General features: G+C 44.1%; 16 protein-coding genes and 1 tRNA gene. 8 read left to right on the top strand and 9 right to left on the bottom strand.

Features of this window, described 5'->3' with window-relative positions:
- The 3 genes from VL525_RS05305 to VL525_RS05295 are packed head-to-tail and all read right to left on the bottom strand — an operon-like array spanning window position 1 to window position 5,880.
- A complete protein-coding gene (locus VL525_RS05305; protein ID WP_325384119.1) occupies window positions 1-2,391 on the bottom strand; it encodes a hypothetical protein in 2,391 nt (796 codons plus the stop codon).
- Window positions 2,391-5,159: a TonB-dependent receptor gene (locus VL525_RS05300; protein ID WP_325384117.1), complete on the bottom strand. Its 2,769-nt coding sequence runs from the start codon at window positions 5,157-5,159 to the stop codon at window positions 2,391-2,393. Before VL525_RS05300 ends, VL525_RS05305 begins: the two co-directional genes overlap by 1 nt.
- Window position 5,160: 1 nt before the next feature.
- On the bottom strand, window positions 5,161-5,880 hold the full coding sequence (locus VL525_RS05295; protein ID WP_325384115.1) for a hypothetical protein: 720 nt from the start codon (window positions 5,878-5,880) through the stop codon (window positions 5,161-5,163).
- Window positions 5,881-6,117: 237 nt separating this feature from the next.
- Between VL525_RS05295 and VL525_RS05290 the strand changes: the two genes are divergently transcribed.
- Together VL525_RS05290 and VL525_RS05285 are read left to right on the top strand one after the other, a co-directional pair.
- Window positions 6,118-6,723, top strand: a complete 606-nt coding sequence (locus VL525_RS05290) for a hypothetical protein (RefSeq protein WP_325384113.1) — start codon at window positions 6,118-6,120, stop codon at window positions 6,721-6,723.
- Between the two features lie 240 nt (window positions 6,724-6,963).
- A tRNA-Gln gene (locus tag VL525_RS05285) sits at window positions 6,964-7,034 on the top strand.
- Between the two features lie 61 nt (window positions 7,035-7,095).
- Here the strand turns inward: VL525_RS05285 and VL525_RS05280 are convergent.
- The gene (locus tag VL525_RS05280; RefSeq protein WP_325384111.1) at window positions 7,096-7,623 is read right to left on the bottom strand and encodes an OmpA family protein; all 528 of its coding nucleotides are present in this window, start codon (window positions 7,621-7,623) and stop codon (window positions 7,096-7,098) included.
- Window positions 7,624-7,859: 236 nt separating this feature from the next.
- Here VL525_RS05280 and VL525_RS05275 point away from each other — a divergent pair, with 236 nt between their 5' ends.
- The gene (locus VL525_RS05275) at window positions 7,860-8,462 is read left to right on the top strand and encodes a DUF1684 domain-containing protein (RefSeq protein WP_325384109.1); all 603 of its coding nucleotides are present in this window, start codon (window positions 7,860-7,862) and stop codon (window positions 8,460-8,462) included.
- A gap of 25 nt (window positions 8,463-8,487) precedes the next feature.
- Here the strand turns inward: VL525_RS05275 and VL525_RS05270 are convergent, their stop codons facing one another.
- The 3 genes from VL525_RS05270 to VL525_RS05260 form a co-directional block, all read right to left on the bottom strand.
- The gene (locus VL525_RS05270; RefSeq protein ID WP_325384107.1) at window positions 8,488-8,718 is read right to left on the bottom strand and encodes a DUF4287 domain-containing protein; all 231 of its coding nucleotides are present in this window, start codon (window positions 8,716-8,718) and stop codon (window positions 8,488-8,490) included.
- A gap of 130 nt (window positions 8,719-8,848) precedes the next feature.
- Window positions 8,849-9,271 (bottom strand): putative quinol monooxygenase, encoded by a 423-nt coding sequence (locus VL525_RS05265; RefSeq protein ID WP_325384105.1) that lies wholly within the window; start codon window positions 9,269-9,271, stop codon window positions 8,849-8,851.
- Window positions 9,272-9,316: 45 nt separating this feature from the next.
- Window positions 9,317-10,519 carry a glycoside hydrolase family 172 protein gene (locus tag VL525_RS05260; protein ID WP_325384103.1) on the bottom strand — a complete coding sequence of 401 codons (1,203 nt, stop codon included), beginning with the start codon at window positions 10,517-10,519 and terminating at the stop codon, window positions 9,317-9,319.
- Between the two features lie 143 nt (window positions 10,520-10,662).
- Between VL525_RS05260 and VL525_RS05255 the strand changes: the two genes are divergently transcribed.
- The 3 genes from VL525_RS05255 (at window position 10,663) to VL525_RS05245 (ending at window position 12,946) form a co-directional block, all read left to right on the top strand.
- A complete protein-coding gene (locus VL525_RS05255; RefSeq protein ID WP_325384101.1) occupies window positions 10,663-11,193 on the top strand; it encodes a DUF6252 family protein in 531 nt (176 codons plus the stop codon).
- A gap of 77 nt (window positions 11,194-11,270) precedes the next feature.
- Complete coding sequence (locus VL525_RS05250; protein WP_325384099.1) at window positions 11,271-11,777, top strand: OsmC family protein; 507 nt, start codon at window positions 11,271-11,273, stop codon at window positions 11,775-11,777.
- Between the two features lie 335 nt (window positions 11,778-12,112).
- The gene (locus tag VL525_RS05245; RefSeq protein WP_325384097.1) at window positions 12,113-12,946 is read left to right on the top strand and encodes a hypothetical protein; all 834 of its coding nucleotides are present in this window, start codon (window positions 12,113-12,115) and stop codon (window positions 12,944-12,946) included.
- A 67-nt stretch (window positions 12,947-13,013) separates the two neighbouring features.
- Here the strand turns inward: VL525_RS05245 and VL525_RS05240 are convergent, their stop codons facing one another.
- Both VL525_RS05240 and VL525_RS05235 read right to left on the bottom strand, forming a co-directional pair.
- Complete coding sequence (locus VL525_RS05240) at window positions 13,014-13,466, bottom strand: hypothetical protein (RefSeq protein WP_325384095.1); 453 nt, start codon at window positions 13,464-13,466, stop codon at window positions 13,014-13,016.
- A 217-nt stretch (window positions 13,467-13,683) separates the two neighbouring features.
- Window positions 13,684-14,217, bottom strand: a complete 534-nt coding sequence (locus VL525_RS05235; RefSeq protein WP_325384093.1) for a hypothetical protein — start codon at window positions 14,215-14,217, stop codon at window positions 13,684-13,686.
- 184 nt (window positions 14,218-14,401) lie between these two features.
- Here VL525_RS05235 and VL525_RS05230 point away from each other — a divergent pair, with 184 nt between their 5' ends.
- Together VL525_RS05230 and VL525_RS05225 are read left to right on the top strand one after the other, a co-directional pair.
- Window positions 14,402-14,935, top strand: a complete 534-nt coding sequence (locus VL525_RS05230) for a hypothetical protein (protein ID WP_325384091.1) — start codon at window positions 14,402-14,404, stop codon at window positions 14,933-14,935.
- Window positions 14,936-14,996: 61 nt separating this feature from the next.
- The gene (locus VL525_RS05225) at window positions 14,997-16,091 is read left to right on the top strand and encodes a substrate-binding domain-containing protein (protein WP_325384089.1); all 1,095 of its coding nucleotides are present in this window, start codon (window positions 14,997-14,999) and stop codon (window positions 16,089-16,091) included.

The following is a 16,091-nucleotide window of genomic DNA, read 5'->3' as shown; positions in this document are numbered from 1 at the left end:
CTATTTTTTTACTTCGAAATAAAAATACTTATAACCAGTTTCACCGCCAGGCGCTATTCCTTCGATAATACCGATATATTTCCCGGCCCTGTCGCCAGTATAAAAATTTAACCTGGCATTGCCGTTATCTTCCGTCAAAATACTGGGATTCCAATAAAGTGTGCTCCGAAAATCGGGGACCGTGCTGCTACGCGACGTTTCGTTTCCATATACCGGCGAATAAAATTTCCTTTCCAGTTGCAGCCCGTCAAAATCAAGTACCATGGCGCGTGGATCTAATTCGGTATTAATGCTGGCGCCGTTATAGCTGCTAAAGTTTAATATGCCGTTTAATGTTGCGGGGCCATAAACATAGTTATTGGTCACAACATCAAGCGCCTTTACTTTAAGGGGATCTATATTTAACACCCTGGCAGCATCAAATATAGGCCTGGAGTCGAGCATGGCCAACGGCTGCCCTGACAGGGCTTTCTTATCACTTATCATTTCAAAACCGGTTCTGCCGTCCTGCCGGGTCATTCGCACCAGCCTCACGTATTCATGTATCACATCTTCCATCCTGGGGAAACGGGTATAATCATCAAGCTCATAATTATAACTGGGTTCACCGTAAAATTCCGGGTCTTCCTTAGGTGCAGCGTCAAATTTTATTTGTTTTGCTGAAAAGATATTTTGCACCTGCATGTCAATATAACGTCCTGTCAACAAATTCTTCATGCCGTCAGCCATATAGAGCGGCGGCAGTATGGTTTGGTCATATTCTTCACTAAAGGCATTTGAAATGGCTATGTGATAGGTGGTATCCTGTGCCCAGTTGGTTTGAACTACGATCTCGCGTGGGCCAAAAAAATTGCGGGTGCTGAATAATAACCTGCCGCCTGTGTCGCTTTTAGAAATATACAGGTGATGCTGCAAACCGGTTATTGTAAGGTAGGCCATGATATTTGACGCCGGCTTATTGGAAGCCGTATTTACCAGGTTCCCGGTGATTACCGGGCCGTTGTATTCAGGTAAAAAGGCGATATGCGGTTTATCTGCGGATAATATCTTAGTCCAGTCAAATTGTGTCCATCCCTGCGAAAGCAGCAGGTTATCCAGCGCCTGGTTGCTTTCCTTATTATCATTTTCGAGATAGTAATCCGGCGATTCAATGCACCCCTTCACTCCGGCGCTAAGCAAAAGGTATCCCGTTATATTTGCCGCCGGATCCTTTCGCAATGAATCAATGCGAAAAACGGATAATGATAAATTGGCTGTTATCGCTTTGTTATTATCATCAAGCGTGGCAATGTCTATATCAACTTTCTTCCTGGTATTATAGGTTTGGGCATCAGTATTCGCGTTAACTACAAGCTTTCGGGCGGGCCGTTTAAATATCAGCCGTTCACATAAAGGATTGCGGCGCTCATCAAAAACAGTTATGTAACTCAAACTCTCGTCCAGTTTCGCTTTTTCGATGGTAAAATGCGCGGCTCCGTCCACAATTTTTGTTTGAGCAGCAACTTCTATACGATGCCTGTTATGCACCAACAGGTACAAATTGCCCATGCTTTCAACCCCGGCTGCGGTAATTGTTGCGTCCCAAAAGTTCCCGTTATCGGTTACTTCCATTACAAATCCTACGGCGCTTATTTCTGGAAGTGGCAGCGTAATTACTGCATTTTTTATTTTGACGACCGCCCGGTATCCTGTTTGGGACGACGGGGTAAAAGCAAAACTCCCGATCCCAAATTTTGTTGTTTGAAATTTTGCGACCGTATCACTTTGAGGGCCCAGGATAACTCCGGAACCATTACGGCCTTTTCCGTCGGGCGCCGTTATTTTAAACGCTACTTTGCTTTGCAGGCCCTTAACCAAATGCCCGCCTTCGGCAAAGAATTGAACGTCATATCTCGCCGAATCAGCGACTGGTGAAAGCGGCAAAGTTTTGGTTGTGTTGATGACGGCGACCTCCTTGCTGAAATAATAGGCAGGGTCGAAATTTTTCATCCAATTGGTGTAGGCGCGCAATTGATAATTCCCGCTTGCAACAGAAAACGGCAGGTAGAATGACCCGCTGGCCATCCCTTTTTCCATGGCGATCTTAGCCTGCAAAACCGGGTTATGTTTACTGTCAAGCAGTTCAATGTACGCCACTTTGCTTATATCAAGCGGTTTATTGTTACTGCCATCGGCGCAGTAAATTTTAAACCATAGCAGCTCTCCTGTCAAATAAGTTTCTTTATCGGTGTGAACAAATATCTTTTCCTGTAGTTGAGTGGCCTGGTAAGCGGCAAATTTGTTTTTTAACGCAGGCAGCACCTGGGAATAGCCGCGCGACACCAAACATGCCATAATGATCATAGCGGGAGCAAATGCATTTATAAGACGATATATTCTTCGCTTCTCCATCAAAATCTGATATTATAATTGACAAAAGGTATCGGCCTGGCAAATATCGAAAGCTGGTAACCGTTAATAACCCCACCCTGCTGCGCAAAGTAAGTTGAATAGGCATTGGCCCTGCCGGTTAGGTTATATACGCCAAAGGTCCATGAGTTATGGAACCGCTGATGTATTTTGTGGTTACCTTCAATATTCATTGAAAAATCAGATCTGAAGTAATCAGGTATCCTGAAGGCATTCCTATCCGAATAAAGTACCCGTACCGAGCCACCATAATAATATTCGGTTATTGGGTAAGTAATGGGCCTGCCGGTGCTATAGATAACATTTAACGATATGCTGAAACGGCGGCTAAAACGGTAGTTGCCGGTAAAATTAAAATTGTTCGGCTTATCATAATTAGCGGGATAAAACTCACCACGGTTGATCGATTCGCCTGCGTTCGGGTCGTCCTGTTTCAAAAAGGTACGCGAAAAGGTGTAGCTTACCCAGCCATTCAGATCTCCTTCGGTTTTGCGCACGAGGAATTCGACGCCGTATGCCTTCCCCTGGGTATTGATAACATCGCGTTCGATATGCGGATTTAGTAATAGCACGGCGCCGCTTTTGTAATCGAGGTAGTTGCTGATCTTTTTGTAATAAACCTCCACCGATGTTTCGATACTATTCTGCTTGATATTTTTGTATAAACCCAACGATACCTGCTGGCCAAACTGTGGCCTGATATTCGGGTCGCTTAATTTATAAACGTCGGTAGGCGATATAGCAGTAGTATTTGATAAGAGGTGAATATACTGGCGTAGCGTATTATACGATGCCTTGACGGACATATCATCATTTATGCTATACCGTGCTGAAATCCTGATCTCGGGGCCACCATAGGTATTGATGACCTGGTTATTCCGGTACGAGGTGCTATCCTGTACATTAGCTGCGTTTTTTGGTGCGTTGGGAAGATAGCTATCCACTGTTTGCGGACCGAGGTATGCGTAAAGGGAATACCGCAGGCCTGCGCTAACAGAAAAATCGGGGGTTATATCATACTTATCTCCTATATACAGGGCACTTTCAAGCGCCTTTTCCACGGGTACCTGGAATGGCGTAACCTGCGACTGTGTACTATTGGGTTCGTTATCGCCCGGGTTCAGGTTGTAATATATCGAGCTGATGCCAAAGTCAAGTGTATTCTTAGGGTTAAGAAAGTAGCTAAAATCTGCTTTCAGGTTGGTTTGCTTTACCGAAAAGTTAAGCTTGTAGGCATTCACCGGGTTGGATGTGCTGGCAATGCTGTATTGGTAATCATCAATGCCGGTAGTGAATGTGCCGAAGAGCTTCTGGCTGAAATTGTGCTTCCACTTGATATTCGCGTTGCGGTTGCTGTAGCCGTAGGCGGTATCGCTGTTCAACCTGAATTTGTCATTGCTAAAGTAACCCGTCAGGTAAAGGTTATCATTTTTACCTAACTGGTGGCTTATATTTAAATTCAGATCGTAAAACGAGGCGGAGCTATTTTTGTACTCCTGGGGCAACGACTTCAGCAGCCAGTCGGAATAAGTGGTGCGCGCACCGAAAATAAAAGAGGTTTTATCTTTTACTATAGGCCCTTCAATATTCATCCTGCTGGTAATAATGCCTATCCCCGCCGAGCCGGTGTATTTTTTTTTATTCCCTTCGCGGTCGGTAACATCCAGTACAGATGACAGGCGTCCTCCAAATTTTTCAGGAATAGTGCTTTTGTACAATTCGATATTGCTAACGATATCGGGGTCGAATGCAGAAAAGAAGCCAAAAAAATGTGATGGATTATAAATAGTCGCATCATTCAACAGGATAAGATTCTGATCGGCCGAACCGCCCCGGACATTAAAACCGGTTGTAGCTTCGCCTACACTTTGCACACCCGGCAGAGTCAAAACTACCCGTAATACATCGGCCTCGCCAAATGCCGACGGTATTTGTTTGATACTGCGGATATCCAGCTTATTTACCCCCATTTCCGTAGCACGAACATTAGCCTGCTTCGCTGCAGAAACTGTAACCTCTTTTAGCGATGTTACTTTCTCCTGCATATCAATATTCAATTTTCCGCCCGAATAAAGTATAACCCGCCGGCGGGTATCCTGCATCCCCAGCCCCTTAATTAAAAGCGTTTGCTGCCCGCGTGGTAACGAAAGGGAATAATAACCATTCTTGTCGGTCGCCATGCCGGTTTTGGTGGCGGGGTCATAAATACTTGCCCCATTTATTCCCTCCCCCGTTTTCTGGCTGCGTATGTATCCCGACAGGGTAACATTACCGGGTTTTATCTTATTGGTGCGTGCACCTATCTCGTATATCTTATTTTCGGCGCTGGCCCCGGCGTTGTTATTATTATCTTCGGGGTAAACGGGCGTGCTGGTATCCGCATTAGGCTGCGCGGTTTGTTCGGATAGTTCATTAAAATATCCGGCAGGGAGCGATGCACTTATTTTTACACCCTTTGTCAGGATCGCTTCCCCATCGGCGGTAAGGATATAGTGATAAGGTGTACCTTCGAATGCCTTATCGAGTACGAAAACTAAGGTTTTTTGGGTAAGCGTCAATGTCACCCTTAAACTATCGAACTGAGCATGATCATAATAAAAAGAATAACCTGTTTTTGCTTTCAGGTCTTCAGCTATTTGCGAAATAGCCGCCTGCTTAAAATCCACATCGATCAGCTTACTGTCCTGCTGCGCGCTGGCTTTCAGCACGAAACAGAAAAGAAAAACAAGAGCGATGTAAAATCTCTGCATATTATTTGGCGATTTGATCGTAATAAGCGGCTACCGCAGTCACTGTAGCTTCCCTATCTCTTTTATAATCAAGATCATGATCGCGCAGGTACTGGTTTATCTCCTTTTTTTTATCCTTAAAAACGTTGGTAAGCGCCCCCCTCCCTGTAACCGGGTAATACTTATTATCCTTTTTAACAAACAAGGCGGTGCGGTCGTCGAGAATAAACTTTACGGTTTGCGACTGAATGATCTCGTCGTCGCTCATCTTGGTTCGTTTGGCCAAAACCTGCGTTTTACCTTCATAAAGCAGATCGTAAAATCCCTGCGGCAAACCGTTAACAAGGCGGATAAAGTGATGACCGAGCAGGTACACGTCTGATATTTTTTCCGTTTGCAGCACAAACAGATCGTTACCTGAAAAGGAGATCATCTGGTCGTTAAAAACATCATACAAAACAGGAACATTTTTATACCAGGTGTTATTGAACCTGATGAGGGATGGCACACAGTAGTTTTTATCCTGGAAATAATGGGACCCTTTGTTGGCGGGCGGCGCAAGGGTATATTGCGGACCATTAACAAATTCGGCCTGGCTGCCAGCTGCCGTATTGAAATAGCTGACGGCTTCTGCGGCCTGTTTACTGTAGGAAACGCTATCGGGCTGCGGAGCCTGCGCGATAACCTTTATAGTTACTAATATAAGTAAAATAAACGTAAAAGCAAAGGCTTTTGAACCCATATTTTAATAAGAATGTGGTAATCAGTTTATAGTTGGCGCGCGTACTTATTGCGGCAAGGACTAATGTATCAAAATAAAGTTTAATTAATAAATTAGTTGACGGAAACTGACGTTTTTGTATTGATGGCTGGCCGCGTCACTCCCATTACAGTTCAAGAAAAGGAAGCAAACTTCTTCAAGATTAATTTTATTTCAGAAAAAAGCCTATTTTCACGGCGCAATCTAAATCTTATATTCATGAAATCACAAAACCTAATCCTTTATTACTGTATCGTTATTTTACTTTCCGGTTGCGCGTCGAGCTACAATATGATCAATCCCGATAAGCTTAATTATGCGTCAAGAACTGATGACCATTCGGTATCCGTTGAATACAAGTACGGAGTATTAACTAAACGGTATGCACGAAAAGAGACCAATAATTCGGTTAAGTTGATCGCTGTAAAGATCAGCAACAATAGCGGCCGCGACATGGTCTTTGGAAAAGACATTAAACTAACCTATACAAATGATCACGAGCTGGATATCCTGGATGAAGCCAAAACCTACACCTCCCTTAAACAAGGCTGGGCAGGCTATTTATTCTATTTATTGCTCACACCTGCTAAGTTAACTTCAACTTCAAACGGGACACAAACAAGTTCGGTACCGCTGGGCTATGCAATAGGCCCTGGCCTTGCTTTTGGAAATATCATTGCAGCCGGGTCTGCTAATGATAATTTTAAAAATGAACTACTTAAATATAACATAACGGGAAGCCTGATTAAAAATGGCGAAACGGTTTATGGCCTGATTGGTGTAAAATCTGATAATTTTGACGCCATAAAGATTAAAGTAAATTAGAAATTTTCGTATCATTGCGCCATGAAAATACAAACGATACAACGACAGCAGCCCCAGCCGCATTTGCGGAGAGGATAGTTATTGTATCGGCCATAATACTTAAACGTCCTCTTAAGCAAACGCCAGGAGGGCTTTTTTTTTAGGGTAGTATATCAATTAGCCAGATTACCACATTCGGGTTGTGGAGGTTCCCGGTTCGGATCCGGATTACCCTACTTGAAAAGTAAAAAAGCTATTTATTCCCCTGTTGTGTAACGGTAGCACATCAGACTCTGACTCTGCTAGTCGTGGTTCGAATCCATGCGGGGGAACAAAAAAACCCCTCGGGCCTAATGCCCGAGGGGTTTTTCTTTTCCAGGTTTTTGCAACCAATTACTCTTTTTTCATTTCGACACGGCGATTGATCACCCTGCCCGCTTCCGTGGTGTTATCGGCAATAGGGTTAGCTTCGCCATAACCATCGGCATCTAAGTTATTTACACTTACACCGGAGTTAACCAGGTAAGCCTTTACTGCATTAGCACGGTCTTTCGAAAGCTGCATGTTATGCTCGTCGGTACCTTCAGCTGAGGCATAACCGCTCAGTTTAAATTTAACTGAAGGATCCTTCTTCATTTCGGCAGCAGCTTTATCCAATATAGGGTACGATTCTGTTTTTAATATCCCCGAGTCGAACTCGAACTGGATATTGCTGAAATTATAGTTTGGCGCAGGCGGAGGCGTTGGAGCCGGTGCAGGCGCTGGTTGTGGTGGCGGCGGTGGTGGCGGTGTTGGCTTAGCTGTGGTATCTGCAGGCGGTGGTGGCGGCTGCATCACTTTCTTTTTTGCGTGACACGCCGAAAGTGTGATCAAAACGGATAAGATAATAACAGGTGTAAAAGCTGATCTTAAAAACTTCATAATAATATTTGTTTAGTGTAGAAAAAAAACGCCATACCGCACAGCTTATTGCCGTGATATTTGGCAGCGTTGCAAATTAAAACAATTTTTTAGGTAAAGAGTTTGTGAAACCTCCCTTTTCAGCACATACCCCGGCAGGGCTTCACTGGTCGTTAGCGGGCGAAAAATAGCCTTCCAGTACCGTTAAAAGCAGAAAATATTAAATATATTGGCCGTTGAATTTATATATAAAAAATATGAAATATTTGCTCGCGCTTATGTTAATGGCAAGTATGAACTGCTTTGGGCAGGACTACAGCAGCCGGATAGCCGAATACAGGAAAAAGTATATGGACGATTTCCTGGCCGACCAAAATTCGCCTCTAAAAAAGGATAACCTGCAATACCTGCGGTTTTACGATGCTGACAGCACCTACTGCGTTACGGCACATAAGGAGATATTATTGAACGAGCCGGGGTTTATTATGCCTGTATTTAGCGGCACAGGTCGCGAATATGTACGCTACGCCATTTTAAAATTCAGCCTTAAAGGCAAGCCGCAGCAACTGACGGTGTACCGCAATATAAATCTTGCGAAAATAGCCGGATATAAAGATTACCTTTTCCTGCCTTTCACAGATGACACCAACGGTAACGAAACCTATGCCGGTGGCAGGTATATCGACCTTCGCGAGGGTGATTTTAAAGGTAATACAGTGGTGATCGATTTTAACAAGGCTTACAATCCGTATTGCGCCTTTAGCGGAGGATACGCCTGCCCAAAACCACCGGACGAGAACCACTTATCGGTAGCCATTGAAGCCGGCGAGAAGCAGTTTGCCGGGGAAAAGAAACATTAACATCGTTTTTATTACGCGGTGCAATTTAGTCGCTGTCTTCGTTTTTTATGCCTTTCAGCAAGGCATAGATAGCCATGGCGTGGCCGTGGCCCAATTCAAAATCGTCTTTCAGCCATTTTACGATATCGCCTGCTTTGGTGGTTGCTTTTAACTCGCCATTTTGCGTAAAGCCCTTTTCTTCGGCCAGCATCCTGAAGTCACCGACGCCTTTGCCCGTTTTTGATTTGATAGTGGTTAAGTATCCCTGGAACGACATAATATTTACGGTTTAATAGATCAAAGATAACGATGGTCTGTCCATCCCAATGAGGGCCATATCCGGCAAAGTAAGGGGGTTATTACAGCACCATCAAATTATGGCTATGCCCGCTTTTAGCCCGTTCAATTCATAAACCCGGTTTTTTCGCCACAGCCACCAGGTTTACATCAACAAGCTCGAGCGATTTTACCATATCCTTTACCGTGTTTTTGTATTTTTTGAAATGGGCCGTCTCGATATGCGCTTTATAGGCGACCGAATCGGCATATATCTCCAAAATAGTGATATGGGCAGGATTGTCTTTATCTGCTACGGCGTAGTACGTAAGTACGCCCGGCTCTACCCGTACCGCAGTTTCAATGCCTTCTTTAAGCGCAACTTTATAGCTTTCCAGCTGGGCAGGATCTACCTGTATCTTTGCCAGCCTTACTACCTGTTTTTTTTGCTGGGCAGTGGCCCGGCCTGATGAAAATAACGTGATTGCCATAGCGATGAGCATTAATGACACTGCCCGGCGCAAAGCCAGGGTTTTAAATTTAAAAATATCCATCTGATCGAAGCTTGATATAGTCAATACATTAAACGGTCATAAAAGTCATTTCACCCTGTCCGCCGCCGGCGCTAATTCCTTCAGATTGCTAACCGGCTTATCCAGGTAAAAATAAGCTGTGGCCGAATAATCGTCGATACGGTAAAAATTGATCCAGCCTTTCGGGAATTTGCTATCGGTAAGGGCTACGGGATTGTCCCTTAAACGGGTAAAGCCGTTAACGTAACCTGCCACCGAAACCGGCGTCAACGGTACGCCCTTCGCTGCCAGGCTTTTCACTTCGGTGTCGCTCCCACCGCCTATCTCCTGGATGGTAGCCTTAAAATCGTGGTTAAAATAAATAGCATCCGGAATATGAAAGCGGTAAAAAACATATTGATTTTTGGTGGTATCGGCAATGCTGCAACCCTGGTACTGATTGGTAAAAGCGCCCTCGCCCCAACCTGTGCCAATGTAATCTTCGGCCCCGGTGCCGTTAATGGTCGGATAAGTGGTATCACCGTCAATATACATTTTCACTTCGCCTTCACCCCACCAGGTATGGCCATAAGCAGTATCGACATTTACGCCGACATTTACCCCAAGAAAGCGCCCTTTGCCGGTAATACGCGGCAATAGCTCAAAATCTTTACCCAATGCGGCCTTGATAGAGCGGTTCCAGCAGGCGTGGAAATAAAGCATACCAGGCTGCGGCTTATCCATAATAACGTAATCGATATCAAAAAACAACAGTGTCAGGTCTGTCGTGCTTTCGTTTGTTAATGTAACCCTGGCCCCCGTTTTAAAAGGCATAGGCACATAACTATTAAAACTACGCCCCTCAGGATCGCTGAACAGGGCCGACTGAAAAGCAACCGGCCTGCCCAGCCCGGCACAAAAGAAATCGCCTAACGGCACATCAACTGCGGGTTTATCCGAGCCATCCCAATACATGCGTAAACGGAGCGCACGCAGCATGGCTGGTGAGCGGTCGTTTACCGTGACCCACATCCGCTGGATGATACCGGCCGAATTAACATTGAGCAAGCTTTTGGTCTGCCCGGCCAGCAGCGATTCGAACGCGTTGCCTTTGGCCGTTTTGTTGGTTTGCCCTCCCGCACCTTTAACGCCATTAAGGTTCTCAAAACTGCTTACCCTTGAATTTACGCCTTGCGGCATGGTGTACAATTCCTGGGCGGAAAGTTTGCCTGCAAATAACAGAGCAGTTAGGGGCATTATAAATTTTGTAAAACGGATAAATGAGGTCATAACTAATCGGTTTATCAATATTATCAAAAATAATCGGCAACGGCAACGGCGAGTAAAAACTAAAAAAATTAGCACTGCTTTAAACCTTCGCCTTGTACAACATTCAATAAGCAATAAACCAAAACTTTTGAACTATGAAACTTATGATGAAATTACTGATCGCAGGCGCTTGTGCAGCGGCGTTCAGCGGATGTAAAAAAGATAACATTCAGCCCGATAATTACCTGATCTATAAAATAGATGATGGCCCGCTGGTCACCGTAGAGGGCGAAGCTGACTACTTTTATGATAATAACGGTATCATGGTAACAAACGGCAGCGGCAGTAACGACCTTTATATCTTTATTTCTACCAATATAAAGGTTGGCGCCTATCCTATCGGGAGCCTTGTTTCAGATATCGGGGCTGCTTACTATGACAACCGAACAAAATCTTTCGACAGCGATACCGGGCTCCTGGTCATTAAAGAGTACGATAACAACCACATTGCGGGTACTTTCCACTTTACGGCCACAGACGGAAACACTGTCAAAAAATTTACCGAAGGAGCGTTTTCGGCAAAACTATCTTATCTGTCGTTCTCAACAGACACCACCTGCGGCGACGGGTCGCTTTCAATGGCGCGGAAACAAAAAATTATGCGATTAAAACAGACATCGTCCATCGTAGAGTAAAATTTCCTCTTCGTACGGATGTTTTACCGGTTCGAAAGGTACATTTGGGAGCGCAGAAAAAACGCGCTCCCAATGCCATGAATGCTTCCGAACTAAAAGACCTGCAGAGCCCGATAAAAGAAAAGTACAAAGCCGACCCCGCGGCGGCTATGATAACTTTAAAAGCCGAAGGGAATATAGGCGACGGTATATCCTGTAAGGTTGATACAGGAAAGGCAATGGTGGCGGCGGGCCTTCATCCTGCAACCGGGGGCAATGGCATGTTAGCCTGCTCAGGCGATATGCTGCTGGAGGCGCTGGTAGCCTGCGCCGGGGTTACACTTAGTGCGGTAGCAACGGCAATTGGCGTCGGTATAAAAAAAGGTTCCGTCAAAGCTGAAGGCGATCTCGATTTCCGCGGAACGCTTGGGGTTTCAAAGGAGGCGCCGGTTGGTTTTACCCAGATAAGGCTCAGCTTTCACCTGGATACTGATGCCACTGCCGAACAAATGGCCAGCCTGGAAAAACTGACCGAAAGATACTGCGTGGTTTACCAAACCATTGCCGGCGGAACACGGATAGATAAAAGCTTTTCCAAAAGCTGACCAATGCTTGCTTTTATTTGTCTAAACCTGCCGGTTTATGTCCTTTTTTGGGCATAAAGTGATTTCCTTTTGTCCTTTATTTGTAAAAAACGCCTTACACTATCATTTAACTTACCAGTTAAAAAAACAACAAGCGGAAACATTTTGTTCCCCCTTTACGTATCCACATCCGGCTTGTTTAATTATTCTTAGCAATTCCTTAATATTCAAGCAGTTTTAGTGTTAACAAGCCAACGAATTGTCAATAATTTTTTATGATTTATATCACATTTAGTAAACATCTTTTTAGTTAATTTTAGAATATCAATTCCACGAGTACTACCAACAGAACAGCCATGAAAAATTTGCTATTATTTAACGATTTCTCGTCAGAAGCTGAACATGCGGCAGAGCTGGCACTGCTATTGGCCGGCAAGACCAATGTGAACCTGTATGTATGGAATACAATCGAGTATGAGGCTGTACCCGCCGCGCAGCATGTGATGGCCGGAACAAACGGTAACATGCCCGAAGTACATGCCGATAAAAACAACTGGATTGAAAAACTGGAATCAAAGCTGAACTGGGAAACTGGTTTGCGCCCTGCGGTTCACTTTATCGAGGGGATCGACTATTTAACCGACAATGTATTATCCGTAGTTAAAAAATGTGATGCGGGGCTGCTGATAAGGGGCATTGCAGAGGATAACGAGAAAAAAGGTTATATCGAGGCCAATATTTTAAAAAGCGCCACCAAATCGGGTTGCCCGGTTTTATTAATACCAAAGGATTTCTCTTACAAAATGTTTGAGAAAATGGTATACGTAACCGACCTGCGTTTTTGCCGGCACGAAGTGGTAACATTTCTTACCCAACTTGCCAAAACGATAGATGGCAGCGTACTTATAGCGAATATGTCCGAAAAAGGCATACCACTAATGGAAGAGAATTATGCCATATCGGTTTTTGAGGACGCTGTTTTAGATTCTTCAAACAGGGGTCATGTTTATTTCAGCAATGTTAAAGAAAGAAACGTATCTAAAGCTATTGATATATTGGTAAACGAAATGAACAACGACTTGCTGGTGATGGTAAACAATAAATTTCATTTCAACGAATTGCTGGGCCACGACAGCCCTTATGCCATTCCGGAAAATATACGCGTCCCAATGCTTATTTTCCCATCCTAATTGTGGACTCTTAAGCAACAAAAAAGCTGCGCCATTGGGCGCAGCTTTTTTGTTGATAGAAGGCTGCTTATGATTTTGCCCAAACCCAGCCTCCGGTGGCTGTCATCCTTTTGAACATTACATAAAGTACCGCAAGCGCAATAACAACATGATAGTACCCAAATTGAACGGCAACCGGCGCCTTTAAATAAAAAATAAACACGATGCCCCCAATATTGATAAGAAGAATAGCCAGGGCTATTTTGCCGGTTAATTTAGATGCGGCTACATTATCAGCGCCGTAAGTAATACTGGTAGGCATAGTTAATACCAACTGCACGAGAAAGATAAAGATCACCAGCACATGTACCGGCGCTTTGTCGGTGCTATAAGCCATACTTTCACCAATAAGCGGCAGAATACTAAAAAAACAGATACCAGACAGAAAAAATTTCCTGTTTAATGTTACTGCTCCGTAAAGCGTTAACAGAACGAGGGCACCGCCCACGATAGTAAAGATTAGTTCGACTGTTGGATTCATGATAATTTGGTTTTTAGGGTTTATAATTGGTTTTGCAGAAAAGAAGTCAAATATCATTATACAGAAACCCATGCCTATTCAAACGTTTAACTTTTGAAGCCCATCAGGCAGGGAATTTTAGAAACGCAATTAATAGTGCGCCGAACTGGCAGCTATACGTAAAATTTTTAAAAAGAACCTGCGCAACGAAAGCAAGTCCTTTTTTATAATGAACAGCCTATTTTCCGCTCTTCAGCGACTGGCGCAACGAGGTCCAGTAATCGATTTTGCCGGCTTTCATGTGGTTAACATCATTATAAAATGACGAGTCGATCTTACCGTCTTTGTGTGTGTCAGTTTGTTTGTACCAGACGCTTACCCAATCCTCGTTTTTATCCGTGGCGTGCAGATTGACTACAGAGATCATATCGATCTTTGAACTGGTTAAACTGTCGCGGTATTTTTGGGAAAACTTAACAAAACTGTCGCGTACCATTTTATGATGCGAGCCATTGGAAAAATCAAAAGCTATCGTATCTGCAAAATAAGATGCCGCATTTCCCAGCTTACCATCTTCCCAATCTTTGTACGATTGTAACACAGCCTGCTCATTTTTGGCGTTATCTGAAATTGTGAACGAAGAAGAATAAGATGCTTTATAAGGCATTACTACCGAATCAGCTTTAGCGGCTGCGGAACCGGAAGTGGGGGTACCGCTTTTACAGGCTGCCAGCAAGGCAACCGCTGTAAGTAAATACAGGATTTTTTTCATCGTAATGGGGTTTAAATTGATTAGTGTGGAGGTTAATTATATAAATGTATATAACATTTTGATATTCAACAAGTAATATCTATTATTATAACCGCTATAATTATTATTTGGTATATGGCTACATAGTATAATTTGCCCCTGTTGCCTGCCAGCCTATATATTTTTAACCAACCCAACCAAAACCATGAAACAATTACTTCTGCTTCCCCTATTATGCTTTGCATTATTTGGCTGTACTACTAAACCGGGCTCTGAACAAGCCAAAACGGATACAATAAAACCCGAATATCCGTTCCCGCACAAATATTCCATCGACTGGCAGCCAGGAGATGAGAGGAACGCGGTAACCGTGCTGAGTTGTCTGAAAAAATACGTGGCCGGCGATTTGAAAGGCGCTTTCGAGAATTTTGCAGACTCGGTAGAGTTTATTGGCGATCAATTTTATTTCAAAGGCAAGAAAGATAGCCTGGTTAAGATATTTACGCAGATACGCGGCGATATGGCCAGCATTTCAAAGGACTTTGATACCTGGCTGACCGTTTACTATCCTGACAAAAAGGAAACGTGGGTTACTTTATGGTATACTGAAAAGTGGACAGACAAAAAAGGCAAGTCCGACTCTTTGTACTACACCGATGATGTGATGCTAAAAGACGGAAAAATCCATATTTACGACGAAAAAATAAGGCGTTTTCCGGAGCCGCCTGCAAAGAAATGAGACGTTTTATTTCTCCCGATTTTCGCTCGTATTCAATATTTAAATTATTTTTATCCGCACAATGAAAAGTATATCTGTCAGGATAAAAGACGTTGCGGAGAAAGCGGGGGTATCCACCGGTACCGTCGACCGTGTATTGCACAACCGGGGTAAAGTTGCGGCCGATGTAGAGCGCCGCGTATTGCAGGTTTTGAAAGAGATGAATTACGAGCCCAACCTTATTGCACGGGCCCTTGGTTCGAACAAGACTTACCGTGTTGCCGCTTTGCTGCCCGATCCCGCTTACGACGACTACTGGAAAGCGCCAAAAGAAGGTGTTGAGGCTGCTGAAGCTGCCCTAAAACAGTATGGGATGCATGTAGAGCAATACCTTTTCAACCCTTACGATGTAAATTGCTATATAGAAAAGGCAAAGCAAATAACCTTGAGCGGTGCGGATGGGATATTCCTTTCCCCTATTTTCTACCGCGAAACGATGCCTTTTTTCAGTCAATGGCAGGAACAGAATATTCCTTATGTGCTGTTTAATACCCATATAGCAGAAGCCGAAGCGTTAAGCTATGTGGGTCAGGACTCGTACCAAAGCGGACTGCTTGCCGGCAAACTGATACATTTTGGCCAGCCGCAGCCAAGCGCCGTATTGGTGGCTCATATCGACGAAGAAATAAGCAATGCAGCCCACCTTTCGAAAAAAGAGCAGGGCCTGAGGGATTATTTCAAACAAAACGATCCTGAGGCCCGGTACAACATTGTTGTCATCAGCCTTAACAGGTGCGACCAGGAGCAATTCAGCAAGGGGTTGGACGAGGTATTAAATAGCAACCCGGATATCAGAAGCATATACATTACAACGTCAAAAGCATACGACATAGCCGCCCATCTCGAACAAAAAAGCCTTAGCCATATCAAGTTAGTAGGTTACGATCTGCTACCAAAAAACCTCCATTACCTTAATACCGGGCAAATCAGCTTCCTGATCAATCAAAATCCCAAGGGCCAGGGCTACTGGGGTATTCACCAATTAGCCAACCACCTTGTATTTAAAAAAGAAGTGGCCGAATTAAAATATCTGCCGCTTGATATCGTGACCAAAGAAAACGCATCATACTACACCCGATCTGAAGTTATCTACGATAACCATGCCCAGGCGGTATAG

The organism is Mucilaginibacter sp. (assembly GCF_035492695.1).
Taxonomy (GTDB): domain Bacteria; phylum Bacteroidota; class Bacteroidia; order Sphingobacteriales; family Sphingobacteriaceae; genus Mucilaginibacter.
Note: the sequence above shows the minus strand (reverse complement) of the source record. Positions and strands in the feature narration are given on the sequence as shown.